Origin of the sequence: Citrobacter sp. Cpo071 (genome assembly GCF_030332765.1) — a bacterium.
GTDB lineage: Bacteria > Pseudomonadota > Gammaproteobacteria > Enterobacterales > Enterobacteriaceae > Citrobacter > Citrobacter portucalensis.
In genome coordinates, this window is sequence record NZ_JAOWHE010000079.1 from 146,324 (window position 1) to 167,448 (window position 21,125).

General features: G+C 52.7%; 21 protein-coding genes. 10 read left to right on the top strand and 11 right to left on the bottom strand.

Translation table 11 applies throughout. The annotated features are described in order from the left end of the window. The first annotated feature begins 260 nt into the window (after nt 1–260). Nucleotides 261–656, top strand: coding sequence for a carnitine metabolism transcriptional regulator CaiF (gene caiF / locus OGY09_RS11205; RefSeq protein ID WP_003829705.1), 396 nt, complete (start codon nt 261–263; stop codon nt 654–656). Between the two features lie 76 nt (nt 657–732). Here caiF and caiE read toward each other — a convergent pair whose 3' ends face one another. From caiE to caiT, 6 genes are all read right to left on the bottom strand, one after another. Further along, the gene (gene caiE / locus OGY09_RS11210) at nt 733–1,329 is read right to left on the bottom strand and encodes a carnitine operon protein CaiE (protein ID WP_008786161.1); all 597 of its coding nucleotides are present in this window, start codon (nt 1,327–1,329) and stop codon (nt 733–735) included. A 55-nt stretch (nt 1,330–1,384) separates the two neighbouring features. Continuing rightward, nucleotides 1,385–2,170, bottom strand: coding sequence for a crotonobetainyl-CoA hydratase (gene caiD / locus OGY09_RS11215; protein WP_032942338.1), 786 nt, complete (start codon nt 2,168–2,170; stop codon nt 1,385–1,387). Nucleotides 2,171–2,224: 54 nt separating this feature from the next. Then, entirely contained in the window at nt 2,225–3,778 is a 1,554-nt protein-coding gene (caiC, locus tag OGY09_RS11220) for a crotonobetaine/carnitine-CoA ligase (RefSeq protein ID WP_032942340.1), read from the bottom strand. A gap of 61 nt (nt 3,779–3,839) precedes the next feature. Further along, nucleotides 3,840–5,057 carry an L-carnitine CoA-transferase gene (caiB, locus tag OGY09_RS11225; RefSeq protein WP_032942341.1) on the bottom strand — a complete coding sequence of 406 codons (1,218 nt, stop codon included), beginning with the start codon at nt 5,055–5,057 and terminating at the stop codon, nt 3,840–3,842. Between the two features lie 123 nt (nt 5,058–5,180). Beyond that, nucleotides 5,181–6,323 (bottom strand): crotonobetainyl-CoA dehydrogenase, encoded by a 1,143-nt coding sequence (gene caiA / locus OGY09_RS11230; protein ID WP_032942342.1) that lies wholly within the window; start codon nt 6,321–6,323, stop codon nt 5,181–5,183. A 34-nt stretch (nt 6,324–6,357) separates the two neighbouring features. Then, nucleotides 6,358–7,875: an L-carnitine/gamma-butyrobetaine antiporter gene (gene caiT, locus OGY09_RS11235; protein WP_003829695.1), complete on the bottom strand. Its 1,518-nt coding sequence runs from the start codon at nt 7,873–7,875 to the stop codon at nt 6,358–6,360. Between the two features lie 479 nt (nt 7,876–8,354). On the opposite strand from caiT, the gene OGY09_RS11240 reads away from it, so the two are divergent. From OGY09_RS11240 to folA, 9 genes are all read left to right on the top strand, one after another. After that, complete coding sequence (locus tag OGY09_RS11240) at nt 8,355–9,125, top strand: electron transfer flavoprotein FixA (RefSeq protein WP_032942343.1); 771 nt, start codon at nt 8,355–8,357, stop codon at nt 9,123–9,125. A gap of 15 nt (nt 9,126–9,140) precedes the next feature. After that, nucleotides 9,141–10,082 (top strand): electron transfer flavoprotein subunit alpha/FixB family protein, encoded by a 942-nt coding sequence (locus tag OGY09_RS11245; protein ID WP_032942344.1) that lies wholly within the window; start codon nt 9,141–9,143, stop codon nt 10,080–10,082. 48 nt (nt 10,083–10,130) lie between these two features. Further along, entirely contained in the window at nt 10,131–11,417 is a 1,287-nt protein-coding gene (locus OGY09_RS11250) for an FAD-dependent oxidoreductase (RefSeq protein WP_003018887.1), read from the top strand. Then, the gene (fixX, locus tag OGY09_RS11255; RefSeq protein ID WP_000203736.1) at nt 11,414–11,701 is read left to right on the top strand and encodes a ferredoxin-like protein FixX; all 288 of its coding nucleotides are present in this window, start codon (nt 11,414–11,416) and stop codon (nt 11,699–11,701) included. The genes OGY09_RS11250 and fixX overlap by 4 nt, the downstream gene beginning before the upstream one ends. A gap of 147 nt (nt 11,702–11,848) precedes the next feature. After that, the gene (locus tag OGY09_RS11260; protein WP_020996234.1) at nt 11,849–13,192 is read left to right on the top strand and encodes an MFS transporter; all 1,344 of its coding nucleotides are present in this window, start codon (nt 11,849–11,851) and stop codon (nt 13,190–13,192) included. 91 nt (nt 13,193–13,283) lie between these two features. After that, the gene (locus tag OGY09_RS11265) at nt 13,284–13,517 is read left to right on the top strand and encodes a YgdI/YgdR family lipoprotein (RefSeq protein ID WP_003018880.1); all 234 of its coding nucleotides are present in this window, start codon (nt 13,284–13,286) and stop codon (nt 13,515–13,517) included. Between the two features lie 103 nt (nt 13,518–13,620). Next, a complete protein-coding gene (kefF, locus tag OGY09_RS11270; RefSeq protein WP_003829618.1) occupies nt 13,621–14,151 on the top strand; it encodes a glutathione-regulated potassium-efflux system oxidoreductase KefF in 531 nt (176 codons plus the stop codon). Beyond that, complete coding sequence (gene kefC / locus OGY09_RS11275; RefSeq protein WP_003829616.1) at nt 14,144–16,006, top strand: glutathione-regulated potassium-efflux system protein KefC; 1,863 nt, start codon at nt 14,144–14,146, stop codon at nt 16,004–16,006. The genes kefF and kefC overlap by 8 nt, the downstream gene beginning before the upstream one ends. A gap of 198 nt (nt 16,007–16,204) precedes the next feature. Next, nucleotides 16,205–16,684 carry a type 3 dihydrofolate reductase gene (gene folA / locus OGY09_RS11280; protein ID WP_122973770.1) on the top strand — a complete coding sequence of 160 codons (480 nt, stop codon included), beginning with the start codon at nt 16,205–16,207 and terminating at the stop codon, nt 16,682–16,684. 90 nt (nt 16,685–16,774) lie between these two features. On the opposite strand, the gene apaH is transcribed toward folA, so the two are convergent. The 5 genes from apaH to surA are packed head-to-tail and all read right to left on the bottom strand — an operon-like array spanning nt 16,775 to nt 21,106. Beyond that, nucleotides 16,775–17,623: a bis(5'-nucleosyl)-tetraphosphatase (symmetrical) ApaH gene (gene apaH / locus OGY09_RS11285; RefSeq protein ID WP_003829612.1), complete on the bottom strand. Its 849-nt coding sequence runs from the start codon at nt 17,621–17,623 to the stop codon at nt 16,775–16,777. A 10-nt stretch (nt 17,624–17,633) separates the two neighbouring features. Further along, entirely contained in the window at nt 17,634–18,011 is a 378-nt protein-coding gene (gene apaG / locus OGY09_RS11290; RefSeq protein WP_003018867.1) for a Co2+/Mg2+ efflux facilitator ApaG/CorD, read from the bottom strand. Between the two features lie 2 nt (nt 18,012–18,013). Continuing rightward, nucleotides 18,014–18,835: a 16S rRNA (adenine(1518)-N(6)/adenine(1519)-N(6))-dimethyltransferase RsmA gene (rsmA, locus tag OGY09_RS11295; protein ID WP_003829609.1), complete on the bottom strand. Its 822-nt coding sequence runs from the start codon at nt 18,833–18,835 to the stop codon at nt 18,014–18,016. Then, on the bottom strand, nt 18,828–19,820 hold the full coding sequence (gene pdxA, locus OGY09_RS11300) for a 4-hydroxythreonine-4-phosphate dehydrogenase PdxA (RefSeq protein WP_008786171.1): 993 nt from the start codon (nt 19,818–19,820) through the stop codon (nt 18,828–18,830). Before pdxA ends, rsmA begins: the two co-directional genes overlap by 8 nt. Continuing rightward, complete coding sequence (gene surA / locus OGY09_RS11305) at nt 19,820–21,106, bottom strand: peptidylprolyl isomerase SurA (protein ID WP_032942346.1); 1,287 nt, start codon at nt 21,104–21,106, stop codon at nt 19,820–19,822. The genes pdxA and surA overlap by 1 nt, the downstream gene beginning before the upstream one ends. Nucleotides 21,107–21,125 lie beyond the last annotated feature (19 nt).

Sequence of the window (21,125 nt, forward strand, 5' to 3'; positions counted from 1 at the left end):
GAATATTGCTCTAACCGGATCTGTAATATAATTTTGAAAGGGTTTCTGTAAAGAAACCCTTTTTTTGTCTTGCGTAAGGTCATTCCTGGACAAGTCCGTTTCCGTAACCACATTTTCAATGTAATAAGCACGATATTGCTCACACTAATCAACATTCAAGTCGCATACTATCCTTTATATCCACAATTTTAATATGGCTTAGTTTTTATTAATTTGGACAGGCCGTAGCCAGATTTTTAATTTGTGAAAATGGTGTGCTTATGTGTGAAAAATATGTTGAAAGACCGCTTTATTTGTTAATTGCTGACTGGATGATGGCCGAGGATCGTTGGATCACCGCAAAGGAAATTTCCCGCCATTTTGATATCGAGCACTGCAAAGCAATTAATACGCTCTCTTATATTCTGTCGGAAGTGGGAGAAATTGTTTGTGAAGTTAAGATGATCCCTAATCAGATTGCCGGCCGGGGTTGTCAGTGCCAGCGTCTGGTGAAAGTCGTGAGCATTGACTCTCATCTCTATAGCCGACTGAATCACAATTTGCAGGAGAAAAAGGTGAGCATGGCGAAAACGCCACGCCTGTCTGCCGTTCCTCCAACAGAGCTCAACCGTGAGCAGAAATGGCAGATGATGCTCTCCAAGAGTATGCGTCGCTAATAATCAGTTTGCCTGATGGCGGCATAAACGGTGATTGACGCGTAGGCCGGATAAGCGTGAGCGCATCCGGCATCAATTACTGTGCTGATTTGGGTTTTACGTCCGTTGTGCCTTTCAGGCGTGGCCGGTTTTCTTCGACCCGCGTTAAGGGTAGTGTTTCGTGTAGACCTGTGTGGCAGCGAGTTGCAAGATCCTGATACTCTTTGGTGTTTAGCCGTTTCCAGTGCAGTTCCTGGTCCGTGACTTCACGCAATACGCGAGCGGGTGAGCCAACCAGCATCTGCCTTGCCTCTCCCTGAAATCCGGCTTTGACAAAGCTCATGGCGGCGACAATGCTCTCTTCGCCAATCGCTGCGCCGTCCATAATGACGCTATTCATGCCGATCAGCGCATCTCTGCCCACCACGCAACCGTGCAGGATTGCGCCATGGCCGATGTGTCCGTTCTCATGCACGATGGTGTCGGTGTCGCAGTAGCCGTGCATAATGCAGCCATCCTGCAGATTAGAACCTGCCTCCAGGATCAAGCGACCATAGTCACCGCGTAATGACGCGTGCGGACCAATATAAACTCCGGCACCCACTATGACATCGCCAATCAGCACGGCGCTGGGATGGACAAAGGCATCCGGATGTACCACCGGGATCAGGCCCTCAAAGGCGTAGTAGCTCATCGTTTTATCTCGGTTTTATTGCCGGATCAGCGAATCGCTATCCGGCATCGGCTCATTAACGACCTTTCCACACCGGGTCGCGTTTTTCTGCAAACGCCTGCGGACCTTCAAGCGCATCTTCCGAATGCAGTACAGATGGATAGTGTTTCAGCACGCCGCTGCGGATGTAGCGGTAGCCTTCTTCCACCGGCATTTCGCTGGTGGTGCGATAGATCTCTTTCAGTGCGGCGATAGCCAGCGGAGCGCTATTGACCAACTGCTGCGCCAGTTCACGCGCGCTATCCATCAGTTCGCCCTGGCTGACAACGCGGTTGACGATGCCCCAACGCAGCGCTTCTTCGGCGCTCATTCGTCTGCCGGTCATCACCATTTCGTTGACGATTGCCGGTGGCAGCAGCTTAGGCAGACGCAGTACGCCGCCGCTGTCAGGCACGATCCCGAGCTTGGCTTCCGGCAGTGCGAAGCTGGCGTTTTCCGCGCAGACAATAAAATCCGCTGCCAGCGCCAGCTCAAAACCACCGCCAAACGCATAGCCGTTTACCGCAGCGATGACCGGCTTATCGAGGTCGAAAATTTCGGTTAAACCGGCGAAGCCGCCTGGGCCAAAATCGGCATCTGGTGCTTCACCTTCAGCTGCCGCTTTTAAGTCCCAGCCCGCAGAAAAGAATTTCTCACCGCCGCCGGTGATAATCGCTACGCGTAATTCCGGGTCGTCACGAAAATTAAGAAACGCTTCACCCATGGCAAAGCTGGTTTTGGCGTCAATGGCATTGGCTTTAGGCCGGTCGAGGGTAATTTCCAGGATCGGGCCGTTACGGGTCAGATGTAATGAATCACTCATAGTTCATCTCCAGATAAATAGATTTCCCGGCAGGAGGAGTTCCTGTCGGAAGGGTTATTTCAGATTTTTTTTGATTATTTTTCCTGAACAATTGCGCGGCAGGTCGGTTCTTATCTCCATAAAAGAGGGAACCTTGAATTTCGCCATATTGTTTTCGCAGAAGCTGAAGAACTCGGCTTCGCTTAATGTTTCACCTTCATTAAGGACGATAAACGCTTTAATAGCTTCATCACGGATCGAATCTTTAATACCGACAACCACAATGTCCTGAATTTTGGGATGCGCAGAAATAATATTTTCCAGCTCGACGCAGGAGACATTTTCCCCGCCGCGTTTAATCATGTTGCAGCGCCTGTCGACGAAATAAAAATAGCCATCCTCATCCTGATAGCCCGAATCACCGGTATGTAACCAGCCCTCAGGTTCCAGCGCTTTGGCGGTAGCCTCCGGCTGCGCGTAGTACTCTTTGAAGATTGTTTTGCCCGGCACGCCTTTAATACAGATTTCGCCAATTTCTCCGGCGGGCAGGGGACGGTTGTGATCGTCACGGATTTCGGCTTCATAGCTAAATCCCACGCGACCAATGGAGGGCCAGCGTCGTTTGTCACCGGGACGGTCGCCGATAATACCGACGATGGTTTCAGTCATACCGTAGGAGGTCAGCAGCCTGACGCCAAAGCGTTCGGTAAAATCGTCTTTTTCCTGCTCGGATAAATTGAGATAGAACATCACTTCGCGCAGGTGATGCTGTCTGTCGGTTGGTGTAGCGGGCTGCACCATTAGCGTTCTGATCATCATCGGAATGCATTCGGTAACGGTCGCCTTATATCTATGCACCTGATTCCAGAATGCCCTGGCACTGTACTTCTCTAGCAGCACAAAGGTGCTGCCAGCGGAGAATGCGGGCATTGCGGCGGTACACTGACAGTCGATATGAAACGCGGGCATCACCGTCATGTAGACGTCATCATCGCGCAGGGCGATTTGCCAGGCAGAGTAGTAGCCTGCAAAACGCAGGTTGTAGTGGGTAATTACCACCCCTTTAGGCCGTGAGGTGGTGCCTGAAGTAAACAGAATTTCCGCCGTATCGTCAGTGGATAACGCGGGCGTATAGCACAGCGTGGTGGACTGGCGGGATTGCAGTTGGGTGAAGTGACTCACGCCGTCGTCAGCCGGAAGCTGTTCGCCAATCAGACAGATATGATTAAGCGGGGTGCTATTTTCCAGCCGTATCTGGCGGTATATAGGATAAAACTGGGCGCTGGTGACCAGCAGACTTACCTGGCTGTTTTGCAGGATCCAGGCACTTTCTTCACCCAGCAAGCGGGCATTAATCGGTACCATGATGGCGCCAATTTTTGCCAGCCCAAACCAGCAAAAAATGAATTCCGGACAGTTATCCAGATGCAATGCGACCTTATCGCCCTTGCGGATCCCTAAGGAATGGAACAGGTTTGCCGTGCGGTTAATCTCTTCATTGAGCGAGGCATAGCTAAACTGCCGAACGACTCCTTCGCAGGATTCGAAAATTAACGCCGTTTTATCTCCGTACACCCCGGCCAGGTCGTCCCACATCTGACGTAAGTTTTGTCCGCCAACGATATCCATATTGCTTTATCCACTGAAATCAGGCGTGAGCGCTAACCATCGAGGGGTCAGCGCGTCGCGTTTATTCCTCAACTCTGGCCAGGCCTTTGCCGACCAGCTCATTTATGTCTGCTTCGCTATAACCAATATTTTTCAGAATGGCGGCAGTATCCATGCCATGTGACGGCATGCCACGCCAGATTTTCCCCGGGTTGTTTTTAAATTTCGGCATGATGTTTGGCCCTTTGCAGGTGCGGCCATCCATTGTTTGCCACTGCGTAATAGATTCACGGGCAACGTACTGCGGGTTGCCTTCCAGTTCAGGAATAGTCAGCACCTTCGCGCAGGCGATGTTCAGCTCAGCAAAGCGCGCCTGGACTTTGGCGATGGTGTGCGTTGCCAGCCAGGCGTCCAGTTTCTCTTCCACAAGCGGGCCGTAAGGGCATTCAACACGATGGATAAGCTGGGTGCCTTCCGGGACTTCCGGTGTGCCAAGAATGTGGGCGAGGCCAATATCCTTGAAGCATTCGTTGATTTGCGTGATGCCGACCAGCTCCATAACGATATAGCCATCGGCGCATTTATACAGGCCGCAGCCAGCGTAATACGGGTCTTTGCCTTTGGTCATGCGTGGGCAAATTTCGCCGCCGTTGAAGTAATCCATCATGAAATACTGACCCATGCGCAGCATCACTTCGTACATAGCGATATCGATGCTTTCACCTTTACCCGTTTCGCGCACTTTGTGCAGGGCCGCCAGCGCTGCTGTCGTTGCGGTCATCCCGGAGAAGTAATCGGCGGTGTACGGGAAGGCGGGCATTGGCTGATCCACGTCGCCGTTTTGGATCAGATAGCCGCTGAACGCTTGCGCGATGGTGTTATACGCCGGAAGATTGGTGTACTCCTCGGTACCAAACTGGCCGAAGCCGGAAAGGTGGGCGATAACCAGTTTCGGGTTATGTTCCCACAGCACTTCATCGGTAATACCTCGGCGGGCAAAGGCCGGACCTTTACTGGCTTCAATGAAAATATCGGTGGTTTCCATCAGCTTCAGAAACGCTTCCCGGCCTTCATCTTTGAAAATATTCAGCGACAGGGCGTGCAGGTTACGGCGTGAGAGCTGCGGATAGTTAGGCTGTACGCGGATGGTATCGGCCCATGCGACGTTTTCAATCCAGATAACCTCGGCACCCCATTCGGCGAACATCTGTCCGGCGAACGGACCGGCGATTTCGATCCCTGAAAAAACAACGCGTACCCCGGAAAGCGGGCCGAAGGCTGGCATTGGTAAATGATTCATCATTTTTCTCCTGGCATTTATGGGTGTCCATGTAGGCCGGATAAGGCGCTCGCGCCGCCATCCGGCATTGATTGCCTGATGGCAACGCTAAGGCGTCTTATCAGGCCTACAGGTTGCGTCGTTCTATCGGTATTGCTTGAGTACCGCACGACCCAACGTCAGGATCTGCATTTCGTCAGAACCACCAGAAACACGGTCAACGCGCAGGTCACGCCAGAAACGCGTGATGCGGTGGTTGCCCGCGATACCAACACCTCCCAGTACCTGCATGGCGGTGTCTACCACTTCAAACGCGGCGTTGGCGCAGAAGTATTTACACATTGCCGCGTCACCAGAAGTAATGGTGCCGTTATCCGCTTTCCATGCGGCTTCCAACAGCATGTTTTTCATGGAATTCAGTTTGATCGCCATGTGCGCGAACTTCTCCTGGATCAGCTGGAAACGGCCGATCGTTTCGCCAAACTGTACGCGTTGGTTGGCGTAACGCGCGGCGTCTTCAAAAGCGCACATTGCCGTACCGTAGTTGGTCAGCGCGACGAGGAAGCGTTCATGGTCAAACTCTTCTTTCACACGGTTGAAGCCATTACCTTCCCGACCGAACATGTCTTTCTCGTCCAGTTCAACGTTATCAAAGGTGATTTCACAGCAGCTATCCATGCGCAGACCGAGTTTCTCCAGTTTGTTGACCTTGATACCCGCTTTGCTCATGTCAACAAACCACTCGGTATAAACAGGTTTATCCGGTGATGCACCATCTCTCGCCATCACTACGATGTACGGGGTATAGGCGCTACTGGTGATAAAGCACTTACTGCCATTAAGATAAACCTTACCATTTTTGCGTGTATAAGTGGTTTTCAGACTGCCAACATCCGATCCCGCTCCCGGTTCGGTGATAGCAGAGTTCCACATCTGCTTACCGGTGCCCTGGAACGCCATGATTTTATCAATTTGCTCTTGGGTACCTTCACGCAGAAAAGTGTTAAAACCGCCTGGTAATTGGTACAACACGTAAGTCGGTGCGCCAAGACGTCCGAGTTCCATCCAGACGGCGGCAACGGTGACAAAACCGGCTTCCAGCCCGCCGTGTTCTTCCGGGATCAACAGGCTATCGATGCCCATATCCGCCAGCGCTTTTACAAAACGCTCAGGGTAGACGCTGTCGCGATCGCACTCGGCAAAATAAGCTTCCCAGTTCTCACTGGCCATCAGTTCACGAATACCGGCGACAAACAGTTCCTGCTCGTCATTTAAGTTGAAATCCATCTTTCAGCCTCTTGATCAATTGGGTTAATAAGAATTACTTGTCTTTCCAGTGCACTTTGGCGTCTTTAATAAAGGACAGCGTCACCATGATGTTGACGAAGAACAGCGGACATCCCCCGGCGATAATTGCGGTCTGAATAGGCTTCAGCCCACCCAGCGCCAGCAGAACGATGCCGATGACGCCGACCAGAACGGACCAACCGATACGCACCAACAGCGGCGGTTCTTCACCATCACGAACTTCGCGACAGGTGGACATCGCCAGGGTGTAGGAGCAGGCGTTAATCAGCGTGACGGTGGCAATAAAGCAGAGGATAAAGAATCCCCACATGGTGGCGGTGCTGAGCGGTAAAGCAGCCCAGGTTTCGATAATGGCGCGCGCCACGCCGTGTTGTTCAATCAGTTGTGGGATGTTGAGAATGTTTTTATCCATCAGCAGCAGCGTGTTGCTGCCAAGGACGGTCCACAGGATCCAGGTGGAAGCGGTCAGGCCCAGTACCATCCCGAAACACAGTTCACGTACGGTACGACCCCGAGAAATACGTGCCAGGAAGATACTCATCTGGATAGCGTAAATAACCCACCACGCCCAGTAGAAAACAGTCCAGCCCTGCGGGAAGCCGCCTTTGCCGATGGCATCGGTATAGAACAGCATGCGCGGCAGATGCATCAGCAGCATGCCGACCGAGTCGGTGAAGTAGTTCATGATGAAGCTGGCGCCACTGACGATAAACACCCAGCCGAGCATCAGGAAGCTCAGATAACTACGTACGTCGCTGGCGATCTTGACCCCTTTTTGCAGGCCGCAGGCCACGCAAATGGCGTTCAATATGATCCAGCAGGTAATGATGATGGCGTCGAGTTGCAGCGTATGCGGAATACCGAACAGCCATTGCATACACTCGGTTACCAGCGGGGTAGCGAGACCGAGGCTGGTGCCCATCGCGAAGATCAGCGCCACCAGATAGAAGTTATCGACGATGGTGCCGAACAAGCCCTTAGCATGCTTCTCGCCAACTAACGGTACCAGCGTGGAACTGGGGCGGATAACGTCCATTTTGCGTACAAAGAAGAAGTAGGCGAACGCGACTGAAAGGAAGCTGTAGGTCGCCCACGGCAGCGGTCCCCAGTGGAACAAGCTGTACGCCAGAGCTATCTCTTTTGCGCCAACGGAGTTGGGGGCGAGAGCAAACGGCGGGGTAGAGATATAGTAGTAGATCTCGATGGAACCCCAGAACAGCACCGCGGCGGATGTACAGGAAGCGAACATCATAAAAATCCAGCTGGCGGTACTAAACTCAGGTTTTTCGTCGCCTAATTTCTTTTTCGAATACGGGCCAAAGACCAACCAGAACCAGCCGAAGAGCATGACGACCATATACCATTCGAATGCCCAGCCCCAGACGTTGGTGACATAACTGAATACCGCATTAATAACGACGTTAGCGGCATCAAGATCTCTTACTGTTAACCAACAAAGTATCCCAACAATTATTAATGGCGGAAAAAAAACCTTCGGTTCAATTCCCGACTTTCTCTTTTCATTTTTCATAAGTGAATTCCAGTGTGAAAACGAAATTTATTTAGCGTGCCCGTATGTGATCGTTTGTTTATTTATTATTAATGATTTGTTGATAACCTTTTAACCTCTGGGCGCCTCAGTGAGTAACTCATAATGGGTATTCATTTCCGGCTATTCTGTTATCTGCGTCACACTTTCTTATGCTAGTTATTTTGTCTGAAAATACAAATAATTCCCTTGTTAATCATAATGTTGATGTTGCTTTTTTAACTTTTTTAAGTGACTGACGTTCAATATTGTTGAACCAGCAAACAATATTGAAAATTTTCGTGTTTGACATGTTTCTTTCAATATTGGTGAGGTGCATAACACTATTGAAAGTTACGAATATCAATGTGTGACATTTTCAATATTGGTGATTAATGTTTTATTTCCGAATTAAAGAGCGTGATATCTGTATTTAACACCGCCGATATAAATACGTTTCCTTCATGATTTCTGGAGATGCAATGAAGATAATTACTTGCTACAAATGCGTACCTGATGAGCAGGATATTGCGATTAATAATGCTGATGGAACACTCGATTTCAGCAAAGCAGATGGCAAAATCAGCCAATATGATCTGAATGCGATCGAAGCGGCTTGCCAGTTAAAACAGCAGGTGGGAGAGGCTCAGGTTGTGGCCATGAGCGTCGGCGGCAAAGCGCTGACCAATGCAAAAGGGCGCAAAGATGTGCTCTCCCGTGGCCCTGATGAACTGATTGTTGTCATTGACGATCAATTTGAACAGGCGCTGCCGCAACAAACCGCCACTGCGCTGGCTGCCGCCGCACAAAAATCAGGTTTTGATCTGCTTATTTGCGGCGACGGTTCTTCCGATCTTTATGCACAGCAGGTTGGTCTGCTGGTGGGCGAAATGCTGAACGTGCCGGCGATTAACGGCGTGAGTAAAATCCTCTCTCTTACCGACAGCACGCTGACGGTAGAGCGTGAACTGGAAGATGAAGTTGAAACCCTGAGTATCCCGCTTCCGGCGGTGATCGCGGTCTCTACCGACATCAACACCCCTCAAATCCCTTCCATGAAAGCCATTCTTGGTGCAGCGAAAAAACCGGTCCAGGTCTGGTCGTCTGCGGACATTGGGCTGAACGGCGCGCAAGCGTATTCCGAACAACAGGTTGCCGCACCGAAGCAGCGCGAGCGTCAGCGCGTTGTGATTGAAGGTGACGGTGAAGAACAGATTGCCGCGTTTGTCGAGAATCTTCGCAAAATCATTTAATTATCAGGGGATGTTATGAACAAATTTTCCAGTGTCTGGGTATTCAGCGATACCCCTTCTCGTCTGCCGGAACTGATGAATGGTGCGCAGGCTTTAGGTGAAAACGTTAACACGTTTGTGCTCAGCGATGAGGACAGCGCGGCGGCATGCCATTTAGGTGCGGATCATGTCTGGCTGCTCAGCGGCAAACCAGAAGACCGTATGGTTGAAGACTACGCCGATGCGATGGCCGAAACCATTCGTCAGCACAGCGAGGGCGGCGCGGTGCTGCTGCCGAATACGCGTCGGGGCAAGCTGTTAGCGGCAAAGCTGGGCTTTCGCTTGTCGGCTGCAGTCTCAAACGACGCCAGCGCAGTCGAAGTACAGGACGGAAAAGCGGCGGTCAAACATATGGTCTACGGCGGCCTGGCGATGGGAGCAGAAACAATCGCTTCACCGTTTGCCGTGATCACTCTCAGTAGCGGAACGTTTGACGCGCAGCAACCGGATACCGCCCGCAGCGGCGAGGTGCACACCGTTCAGTGGCAGGCTCCGACTATCGCCGTGACCCGTACGGCAACGCAGGCGCGTCAGAGCAACAGCGTCGATCTCGACAAAGCCCGTCTGGTGGTCAGCGTGGGACGCGGTATTGGTAGCAAAGAAAATATCTCGCTGGCCGAAGCGCTGTGCCAGGCGATTGGCGCTGAGCTGGCCTGTTCACGTCCGGTGGCGGAAAACGAGAAGTGGATGGAGCACGAACGCTACGTCGGCATTTCCAACCTGATGCTCAAGCCAGAACTGTACCTGGCCGTGGGGATCTCCGGGCAGATCCAACATATGGTCGGCGCCAACGGCGCGCAGACGATTTTCGCCATCAACAAAGATAAAAATGCGCCGATCTTCCAGTACGCAGATTTTGGCATCGTTGGCGATGCGCTGAAGATCCTGCCTGCGCTGACGGCTGCTCTGGCGCGTTAAACCATTCGGGCAGGGTGCGAAAGTATCCTGCCACTGACAGGAGTACGTATGTCCGAAGATATCTTTGATGCCATCATCGTGGGTGCAGGTCTGGCCGGTTCGGTTGCGGCGCTGGTGCTGGCTCGGGAAGGTGCACAGGTGCTGGTCATCGAGCGCGGCAATTCTGCTGGCGCGAAGAATGTCACCGGTGGGCGCATGTATGCCCATAGCCTGGAACGCATCATTCCCGGCTTTGCTGAGCAGGCCCCCATTGAACGCATAATCACCCACGAAAAACTCGCCTTTATGACCGACAAAGGGGCGATGACCATCGACTATTGCAATGGTGAAGAGGCCGCATCGTCGCAGGTTTCTTATTCCGTCTTACGCAGCAAATTTGACGCTTGGCTGATGGAGCAGGCCGAGGAGGCGGGAGCCCAGCTTATCACCGGTATTCGGGTGGATAACGTTGTGCAACGCGAAGGCAAAGTCGTGGGCGTGGAAGCCGACGGCGATATTCTGGAAGCCAAAGTGGTGATCCTCGCTGACGGGGTGAATTCTCTGTTGGCAGAAAAACTGGGCATGGCAAAGCGCGTTGAGGCATCGCATGTTGCCGTTGGCGTAAAAGAGCTGATCGAATTGCCAAAATCGGTGATTGAAGATCGTTTCCAGTTACAGGGGAACGAAGGTGCAGCTTGCCTGTTTGCCGGTTCTCCAACCGATGGGTTGATGGGCGGGGGCTTCCTCTATACTAATGAAACGACCCTTTCTCTGGGGCTGGTCTGCGGTCTTCATCATCTGAAAGATGCTAAAAAATCGGTCCCACAAATGCTGGAAGATTTCAAACAGCATCCGGCGGTTGCCCCACTGATCGCCGGTGGCAAGCTGGTGGAATATGCCGCGCACGTCGTACCGGAGGCCGGTATGAATATGCAGCCTGAACTGGTGGGTGACGGTGTGCTGATTGCCGGTGATGCTGCCGGAATGTGTATGAACCTCGGCTTTACCATCCGCGGTATGGATCTCGCCATATCCGCAGGCGAAGCGGCCGCGAAAACGGTGCTTTCCGCAATGAAGCGCGACGACTTCAGCAAACAGTCGCTGGGCGAATACCGTCAGCATCTCGATGATGGTCCAATGCGCGATATGCGCATGTATCAGAAGCTTCCCGCTTTCCTAGATAACCCACGCATGTTTACCGCCTATCCCGAAATGGCGGTCAGCATCGCGCGCGACCTGTTCACCGTAGATGGCTCTGCTCCGGTGCCAATGCGCAAAAAAATCCTGCGTCATGCGAAGAAAGTGGGCTTCATCAACCTGATGAAAGATGGCCTGAAAGGAGTGACCGTATTATGACATCTCCCGTCAATGTGGACGTCAAACTGGGCGTCAATAAGTTCAATGTGGATGAAGACAGCCCGCATATCATTCTCAAAACCGATCCTGATAAACAGGCGCTGGAAGTACTGATTAAGGCCTGTCCGGCCGGACTGTATAAAAAGCAGGACGACGGCAGCGTCCGTTTTGATTACGCCGGATGCCTGGAGTGCGGAACGTGCCGCATTCTCGGACTTGATACAGCGTTGGAAAAATGGGAATACCCGCGCGGGACATTTGGCGTGGAGTTTCGCTACGGCTAATAAGTACGAGGTTGTGCACCCGTAGGTCGGATAAGACGTGGTAGCGTCGCCATCCGGCAATCATGTGGCGCCAATGCCGGATGGCGGCGTAAACGCCTTATCCGGCTTACAGATGACGCTTTGCCCGTGTTGGAACAGGAAGTCGCTATGCAGCAGCCCAGGAACTTTGATGACATCAAATTTACCTCTATTCACCGCCGGATAATGCTGTGGGGAAGCGGTGGGCCATTTCTGGATGGTTATGTGCTGGTGATGATTGGCGTGGCGCTGGAACAGCTCACGCCAGCGTTGAAACTGGACGCTCAGTGGATTGGTCTGCTGGGGGCCGGCACGCTCGCCGGTCTGTTTGTGGGGACGTCGCTGTTTGGCTACATTTCCGATAAGGTCGGGCGGCGGAAAATGTTTATCATCGATATTATTGCCATTGGCGTGATATCGGCGGCAACCATGTTTGTTTCCTCACCCATTGAGCTGTTGGTAATGCGTGTGCTGATCGGTATTGTGATTGGTGCCGATTATCCGATTGCTACCTCGATGATTACCGAGTTCTCCAATACCCGCCAGCGCGCTTTCTCCATCGGTTTTATCGCCGCGATGTGGTATGTCGGCGCCACCTGTGCCGATCTGGTCGGTTACTGGCTATATGATGTTGAGGGAGGATGGCGCTGGATGCTGGGCAGCGCGGTGATCCCCTGTATTTTGATCCTGATTGGGCGCTTCGATCTTCCTGAATCGCCGCGCTGGCTGCTGCGTAAAGGTCGGGTGAAAGAGTGTGAAGCGATGATGATCAAGCTGTTCGGCGAACCGGTGGTGTTCGACGAAGAGGCGCCGCAGGAGACGCGCTTCCTACAGCTGTTTAACCGCCGTCATTTCCCGTTTGTCCTGTTTGTTGCCGCTATCTGGACCTGTCAGGTGATCCCGATGTTCGCCATTTATACCTTTGGTCCGCAGATTGTTGGACTGTTGGGGCTTGGTGCCGGGAAAAGCGCGGCGTTGGGCAATGTGGTGATAAGCCTGTGCTTTATGCTGGGGTGCATTCCGCCCATGTTCTGGCTCAATAGCGCGGGCCGTCGGCCATTGTTAATTGGCAGCTTTATTATGATGACGCTGGCGCTGGCCGTGCTGGGGTTAATTCCTGATATGGGAGCGTGGCTGGTGGTGCTGGCGTTTGCCGTGTACGCCTTTTTCTCGGGGGGACCGGGAAATCTTCAGTGGCTGTACCCAAATGAACTGTTCCCTACCGACATTCGCGCATCTGCCGTCGGGGTGATTATGTCCTTAAGCCGCATTGGCACCATTGTTTCAACCTGGGCGCTGCCGGTGTTCATTACCAAATACGGGATCAGCAATGTCATGCTGATGGGCGCAGGAATTTCGCTGATTGGCCTGCTGGTGTCCATCGCTTTCGCCCCGGAAACGCGAGGTCTGACGCTGGCTCAAACCAGTCAAATGACGATTCGCAGTAAGCCCGTGACCAGAGCGAGTTATTAGGAGTGTTCTGTATTTTCCCTGCAACTCAGTCAGTTAGCCTACAGTTAACTGGGTATATCACAGAAAACAACTGAAAAGCAGGGAGAACACCATGCAAAAACATATCCTGATCACCTCAATTTTTACTGCAGCAGCACTGTTTACCGTGGCCGGTTGTTCCTCAAACCAGGCGGTTAAAACCACCGATGGTAAAACAATCGTCACTGACGGCAAACCGCAAGTCGATGATGATACTGGCCTGGTGTCGTATAAAAATGCGCAAACGGGTAAGACGGAACAGATTAACCGCGATCAGGTTAAGGATATGAGTGAACTTGATAACTAGTTCAGTTTTCTCCATTCAGCCACTCAATAATATTGACTGTTAGCCTGTGGATTAACTGACTAAACTCACTGTTATTACAATAATGCAGTGAAACAGGCTAATCATGATCCTCATCATTTATGCGCATCCCTATCCGCAGCATTCGCATGCGAATAAGCGGATGCTTGAACAGGCAAGGACGCTGGAGGGCGTGGAGATCCGCTCGCTCTACCAGCTCTACCCCGACTTCAATATCGATATTGCCGCTGAACAGGATGCGCTGGCACGTGCTGATTTGATCATCTGGCAGCATCCGATGCAGTGGTACAGCACACCTCCATTACTCAAGCTGTGGATGGATAAAGTCCTTTCGCACGGCTGGGCGTATGGCCATGGCGGTACTGCGCTGCACGGTAAACATCTGCTGTGGGCGGTGACGACCGGCGGCGGTGAAAACCACTTCGATATTGGCTCCCATCCCGGATTTGATGTGCTTTCTCAACCCTTACAGGCGACGGCACTTTATTGTGGCCTCAAATGGCTACCGCCGTTTGCGATGCACTGTACGTTTATCTGTGATGATGAAACCCTGCAAGCGCAGGCGCGTCACTACAAACAGCGTCTGATGGAATGGCAGGAGGCACACCATGGATAGCCATACGCTGATACAGGCGCTGATTTATCTCGGATCGGCGGCACTGATTGTCCCCATCGCCGTACGGCTGGGGCTCGGGTCGGTACTGGGGTATCTCATCGCCGGGTGCATTATCGGCCCATGGGGCCTGAGGCTGGTGACGGACGCCGAATCCATCCTGCATTTTGCGGAGATCGGTGTGGTGCTGATGCTGTTTGTCATTGGTCTGGAGCTGGATCCGCAACGTTTGTGGAAACTGCGAGCCTCGGTGTTCGGCGGCGGCGCATTGCAAATGGTGGTCTGCGGAGGCCTGATTGGTGTGTTCTGTATGTTCCTCGGCCTGCGCTGGCAGGTAGCGGAGCTGATCGGCATGACGCTGGCGCTTTCCTCTACGGCTATCGCTATGCAGGCAATGAATGAACGCAACCTGATGGTTTCGCAAATGGGCCGCAGCGCGTTTGCCGTGCTGCTGTTCCAGGATATCGCTGCTATTCCACTGGTGGCGATGATCCCATTACTGGCAGCGAGTGGCGCATCAACAACGCTTGGGGCGTTTGCATTGTCTGCCCTTAAGGTAGCGGGCGCACTGGTGCTGGTGGTGCTGTTAGGTCGTTATGTCACACGTCCTGCCTTGCGTTTTGTCGCCCGTTCGGGCCTACGGGAAGTGTTCAGTGCCGTTGCGCTGTTCCTCGTGTTTGGCTTCGGTCTGCTGTTGGAAGAGGTTGGATTGTCGATGGCGATGGGGGCATTCCTGGCCGGGGTGCTGCTGGCAAGCTCTGAGTATCGCCACGCGTTGGAAAGCGACATTGAGCCATTTAAAGGACTGCTGCTGGGGCTGTTCTTCATCGGTGTAGGGATGTCTATCGACTTTGGTACGCTGATTGATAATCCCTTGCGTATTATCATTCTACTGGTCGGTTTCCTGGTTATCAAAACCGTCATGTTGTGGTTGATAGCGAAACCGTTGCAGGTGCCGAACAAGCAGCGTCGCTGGTTTGCCGTATTATTAGGGCAGGGCAGTGAGTTTGCCTTTGTGGTGTTTGGCGCGGCGCAAATGGCAAATGTGCTCGATCCTGACTGGGCGAAATCGCTGACGCTGGCGGTGGCGTTGTCGATGGCGGCTACGCCGATTTTGCTGGTGATTTTGACGCGTCTGGAAAAATCGGCGACTGAGGAAGAGCGCGAAGCCGATGAAATCGATGAGGAACAACCTAGGGTGATCATTGCCGGGTTTGGGCGATTTGGCCAGATAACCGGTCGTTTGCTGTTGTCGAGCGGGGTCAAAATGGTGGTTCTTGATCATGACCCGGACCATATCGAAACGCTGCGTAAATTCGGGATGAAGGTTTTCTATGGCGACGCGACCCGGATGGATCTGCTGGAGTCTGCCGGGGCGGCGAAAGCTGAAGTCATTATTAATGCCATTGACGATCCGCAAACCAGTCTGCAATTAACCGAAATGGTGAAAGAGCATTTCCCGCATCTGCAAATTATTGCTCGTGCGCGCGACGTGGATCATTACATCCGCCTGCGCCAGGCGGGCGTGGATATGCCGGAACGTGAAACCTTTGAAGGTGCACTGAAGACCGGACGTCTGGCGCTGGAAGGTCTCGGGCTTGGGCGCTATGAGGCACGTGAGCGGGCTGACGTATTCCGCCGATTCAATACCATGATGGTAGAGGAGATGGTGAAAGGGGAAAATGACGCGACTTCCCGCGCGGCCGTTTATAAACGCACCAGCGCAATGCTGAGTGAAATTATTGCGGAAGATCGTCAGCACTTATCGTTAATTCAGCGCCATGGCTGGCAAGGCACGGATGAAGGTAAGCATACGGGCGACGTCGCCGATGAGCCGGAAGTGAAACCGTCAGCATAGGGTAAAAAATGTGATGTTCTGCAAACTTTACTGCTAATTGGCTGTTTTTGAACTACTGTAATGCTGGCGTACCACCTTAAATAGGTCGGTTCGCCAGCAGAACGGAAAATTTTCCTGTTCATCCTCTTTCCGCCAGTCGACGAAAGATTGCGCTTTCCGTATAGTGGCGACAATTTTTTTGTATCCGGGAAATATTCAATGATCAGTCTGATTGCGGCGTTAGCGGTAGATCGCGTCATCGGTATGGAGAACGCCATGCCGTGGAACCTCCCTGCCGATCTCGCCTGGTTTAAACGTAATACCTTAAACAAGCCGGTTGTCATGGGACGCCATACCTGGGAATCCATCGGGCGACCGTTACCTGGGCGTAAAAATATCGTCATCAGCAGTAAGCCTGGCACCGACGATCGCGTGCAGTGGGTGAAGTCTGTGGATGAAGCAATTGCGGCCTGCGGCGATGAACCTGAAATTATGGTAATTGGCGGTGGGCGTGTGTATGAGCAGTTCCTGCCAAAAGCACAGAAACTGTATCTGACGCACATTGATGCGGAAGTGGAAGGGGATACGCATTTCCCGGACTACGAACCGGATGACTGGGAGTCGGTGTTCAGTGAATTCCACGATTCCGACGCGCAAAACTCTCACAGCTACTGCTTCGAGATTCTGGAACGTCGTTAATACTGTAAGTGCCGGATAGCGGCGAAACGCCTTATCATCCAGCTAATGTAGGCCGGATAAGGTGCGAGCACCGCATCCGGCAAACGACTATCAGGCGTTGACCGCTTCGCCAGGATCCAGATTCAGATGGCGATTTGACGGCTGCACGAAGTACTGTTTATCTTCCCAGCGCAGACAGGTGAGATCGCCTCCCCAGCAACACCCCGTATCCAGCGCGTAAATGCCTTCTGGCGTGCCTTTACCCTCCAGCGATGCCCAGTGCCCGAATGCAATGCTGTATGCTTCACTGACAGGTCCAGGAATGGCAAACCAGGGCTTCAGCGGGGCAGGTGCGTCTTCTGGTGACTCTTTGCTGTACATATCCAACTGACCGTTAGGGAAGCAGTAGCGCATGCGGGTAAAGGCGTTGGTAATAAAACGCAGGCGTGCCAGCCCGGTCAGTTCCGGGGTCCAGTTATTGGGCATGTCGCCGTACATCGCATCAAGGAAGAAGGGATACGAGTCGCTCGACAACACGGCTTCAACATCGCGAGCACAGTCTTTTGCCGTCTGCAGGTCCCACTGTGGGGTAATACCGGCATGCGCCATCACCAGCTTCTTCTCTTCGTCTACCTGCAACAGCGGTTGACGGCGGAGCCAGTTAAGTAATTCGTCGGCATCCGGTGCTTCGAGCAGCGATGTGACCCTGTCTTTAGGTTTATTACGACTGATACCAGCAAATACGGCCAGCAGGTGTAAATCGTGATTACCCAATACTAACCGCACGCTGTCGCCCAGTGATTTCACGTAGCGCAAAACATCCAGCGAGCCCGGTCCACGAGCGACCAGATCGCCGGTGAGCCATAGGGTGTCTTTTTCGGAATTAAAGTCTACCTGATGCAGCAAGGCTACCAGTTCATCGTAACAACCGTGAACGTCGCCAATAAGGTATGTCGCCATAGTTATTGTTTTAATGAATGAGTGTTGGAACGGCGAGTCGGAATACGGGAATATCGATGGTAAAGGCGATGCCTTGTTCATCGATCATTTCGTAATGACCCTGCATGGTGCCCAGCGGTGTTTCAATCACCGCACCGCTGGTGTACTGGTACTCTTCGCCGGGTTCGATGTGGGGCTGGACGCCAACCACGCCTTCACCCTGAACTTCGGTTTCGCGGCCATGACCATTAGTGATCAACCAATAACGCCCCAACAGCTGCACAGGCGCTCGCCCCAAATTGCGGATAGTTACGGTGTAAGCAAAAACGTAACGTTCATCATCAGGTGAGGATTGCGCCTCAATGTAGACGCTTTGTACCTGAATGCACACTCGGGGCGAATTGATCATGTTTAACTCTCCTTCGATGGCGCGTTTTCTGACAGATAGTTAGCCATCCGGCAGTATTGCGCGACAGAGATATTTTCCGCTCGCATCGCCGGATCAATGCCCAGCTCTGTCAGTACTTCAACGCTAAACAGGTTGCCGAGACTGTTACGTACCGTTTTACGGCGCTGATTAAACGCTTCAGTGGTAATACGGCTCAGCACACGAACATCTTTAACCGGGTACGGCATCGTCGTATGAGGGACCAGACGCACAACGGCTGAATCAACTTTAGGCGCTGGCGTAAATGCGGAAGGCGGTACTTCAAGTACCGGGATCACATTGCAGTAATACTGCGCCATGACGCTTAATCGACCATACGCTTTACTGTTTGGCCCTGCAACCAGACGATTCACCACCTCTTTTTGCAACATGAAATGCATGTCGGCAATGGCATCAGTATAGGAAAAAAGATGGAACATGAGCGGCGTGGAGATGTTGTACGGCAGGTTGCCGAATACGCGCAGCGGCTGTCCCATCGTTTGTGCCAGTTCGCCGAAGTTCATGGTCATGGCATCTTGCTGATAAATCGTCAGCTTAGGCCCTAAAAACGGGTGTGTCTGTAGGCGTGCTGCCAGATCGCGGTCGAGTTCAATGACCGTGAGCTTGTCCAGACGTTCACCTACTGGTTCGGTCAATGCCGCCAGGCCTGGGCCGATTTCGACCATAGCCTGACCTTTCTGCGGGTTGATAGCAGAGACAATACTTTCGATCACAAACTGATCGTTGAGGAAGTTCTGCCCGAAACGTTTACGGGCTAAATGGCCCTGATGGACTCGATTATTCATTGGTATTAACAATCATTTTGATGGCGAGATTAAGCGCCGTAATAAAACTGCCGACATCTGCTTGTCCACGGCCCGCGAGTTCAAGTGCGGTGCCGTGATCGACGGATGTGCGAATAAAGGGCAGGCCCAGCGTGATATTCACACCGCGACCAAATCCCTGGTATTTTAGCACGGGGAGACCCTGATCGTGGTACATTGCCAGCACGGCATCCGCGTGGTCGAGATATTTGGGCTGAAACAGCGTATCTGCGGGCAGCGGACCGTTTAATTTCATTCCCTGCGCACGCAGTTCATCGAGTACCGGAATGATGGTATCTATCTCTTCCGTTCCCATATGACCGCCTTCACCAGCATGCGGGTTAAGACCGCACACCAGAATATGCGGATCGGCAATGCCGAACTTGGTGCGTAAATCATGATGCAAAATGCCGATCACTTCCTGAAGCAGGGCGGGCGTAATGGCGTCGGCAACGGCTCTGAGCGGCAAATGCGTGGTTGCCAGGGCAACGCGCAGCTCTTCGGTCGCCAGCATCATAACAACTTTCTTTGCCTGTGAGCGCTCTTCAAAAAACTCGGTATGTCCGGTAAACGGGACGCCAGCGTCATTGATAACGCCCTTGTGAACCGGGCCGGTGATCAGCGCCGCAAACTCACCTTGCAGACAGCCATCGCAGGCGCGAGCCAGCGTATCCACCACATATTGCCCGTTTTCTACCGCCAACTGACCCGCGACAACAGGTGCCCGCAGCGCAATCGGTAACAGCGTCAATGTGCCTGCTGATTGCGGTTTGGCTGGGGTATCTGGAGAGTAGGGGAGGAGTGAAAGCGGTAAACCGAGCATCGCTGCCCGGTCATTGAGGAGTGCTGCATCCGCACAGACAACAAGTTCTACAGGCCAATCGCGCTGGGCGAGCTGAACCACCAGGTCCGGGCCAATCCCGGCGGGTTCGCCGGGAGTGATAACAACGCGTTGAGCACGAGTCATTAGTTGCTCAGAACTTTAACGTAAGCGCTGGCGCGCTGTTCCTGCATCCAGGTTGCTGCTTCTTCCGAGAATTTACGGTTCATCAGCATACGGTAAGCTCTGTCTTTCTGCGCTGCGTCAGTTTTATCAACGTTACGCGTATCCAGCAGTTCGATCAGATGCCAACCGAAAGAGGAGTGCACCGGGGCGCTCATCTGGCCTTTGTTAAGTTTGGTCAGCGCATCGCGGAAAGCAGGGTCGAAAATATCTGCTGCAGCCCAGCCCAGATCGCCGCCCTGGTTGGCAGAGCCTGGATCCTGAGAAAACTCTTTAGCGGCTGCCGCGAAGGTAGTTTTACCGCTCTTAATATCTGCCGCGATTTGTTCCAGCTTCAGACGCGCCTGCTGATCGGTCATGATCGGCGACGGCTTAAGCAGAATGTGGCGAGCATGAACTTCAGTCACGGAGATGCTCTGGCTTTGGCCACGCATATCGTTGACTTTCAGGATGTGGAAGCCGACACCGGAACGAATTGGGCCAATGATATCGCCTTTTTTCGCAGTGCTTAACGCCTGGGCAAAGATACCCGGCAGCTCCTGAATACGTCCCCAACCCATCTGACCGCCTTTCAGCGCCTGCTGGTCAGCGGAATAAGTAATAGCCAGTTTGCCGAAATCACTACCGTTACGCGCTTCATCAACAACAGAGCGCGCCTGGCTTTCAGCCGCGTTAACCTGGTCAGACGTTGGGTTTTCCGGTAATGGGATCAGAATGTGGCTCAGGTTCAGCTCGGTGCTGGCATCGTTTTGGTTGCCCACCTGTTGCGCCAGGGCATCTACTTCCTGAGGCAGGATGGTGATGCGACGGCGAACTTCGTTGTTACGCACTTCGGAGATGGTCATCTCTTTGCGGATCTGGCTACGATAGGTTGAATAGCTTAAGCCATCCTGTGCCAAGCGGCTGCGCATCTGATCCAGCGTCATGTTGTTCTGTTTGGCGATGTTGGCAATAGCCTGATCCAACTGCTCGTCAGAGATTTTCACCCCCATCTTCTGACCCATTTGCAGGAGGATTTGATCCATGATCAAACGTTCCAGGATCTGATGACGCAGCGTAGCGTCATCCGGTAATTGCTGACCTGCCTGACCTGCATTCAGTTTTACTGACTGCATTAAGCCATCGACGTCGCTTTCCAGAACGACGCCGTTATTGACGACGGCTGCAACTTTATCGACTACCTGTGGGGCAGCGAAACTGGTATTCGCGATCATGGCGATACCGAGAAGCAGCGTTTTCCAGTTCTTCATACTTTTTCCATTATTAATT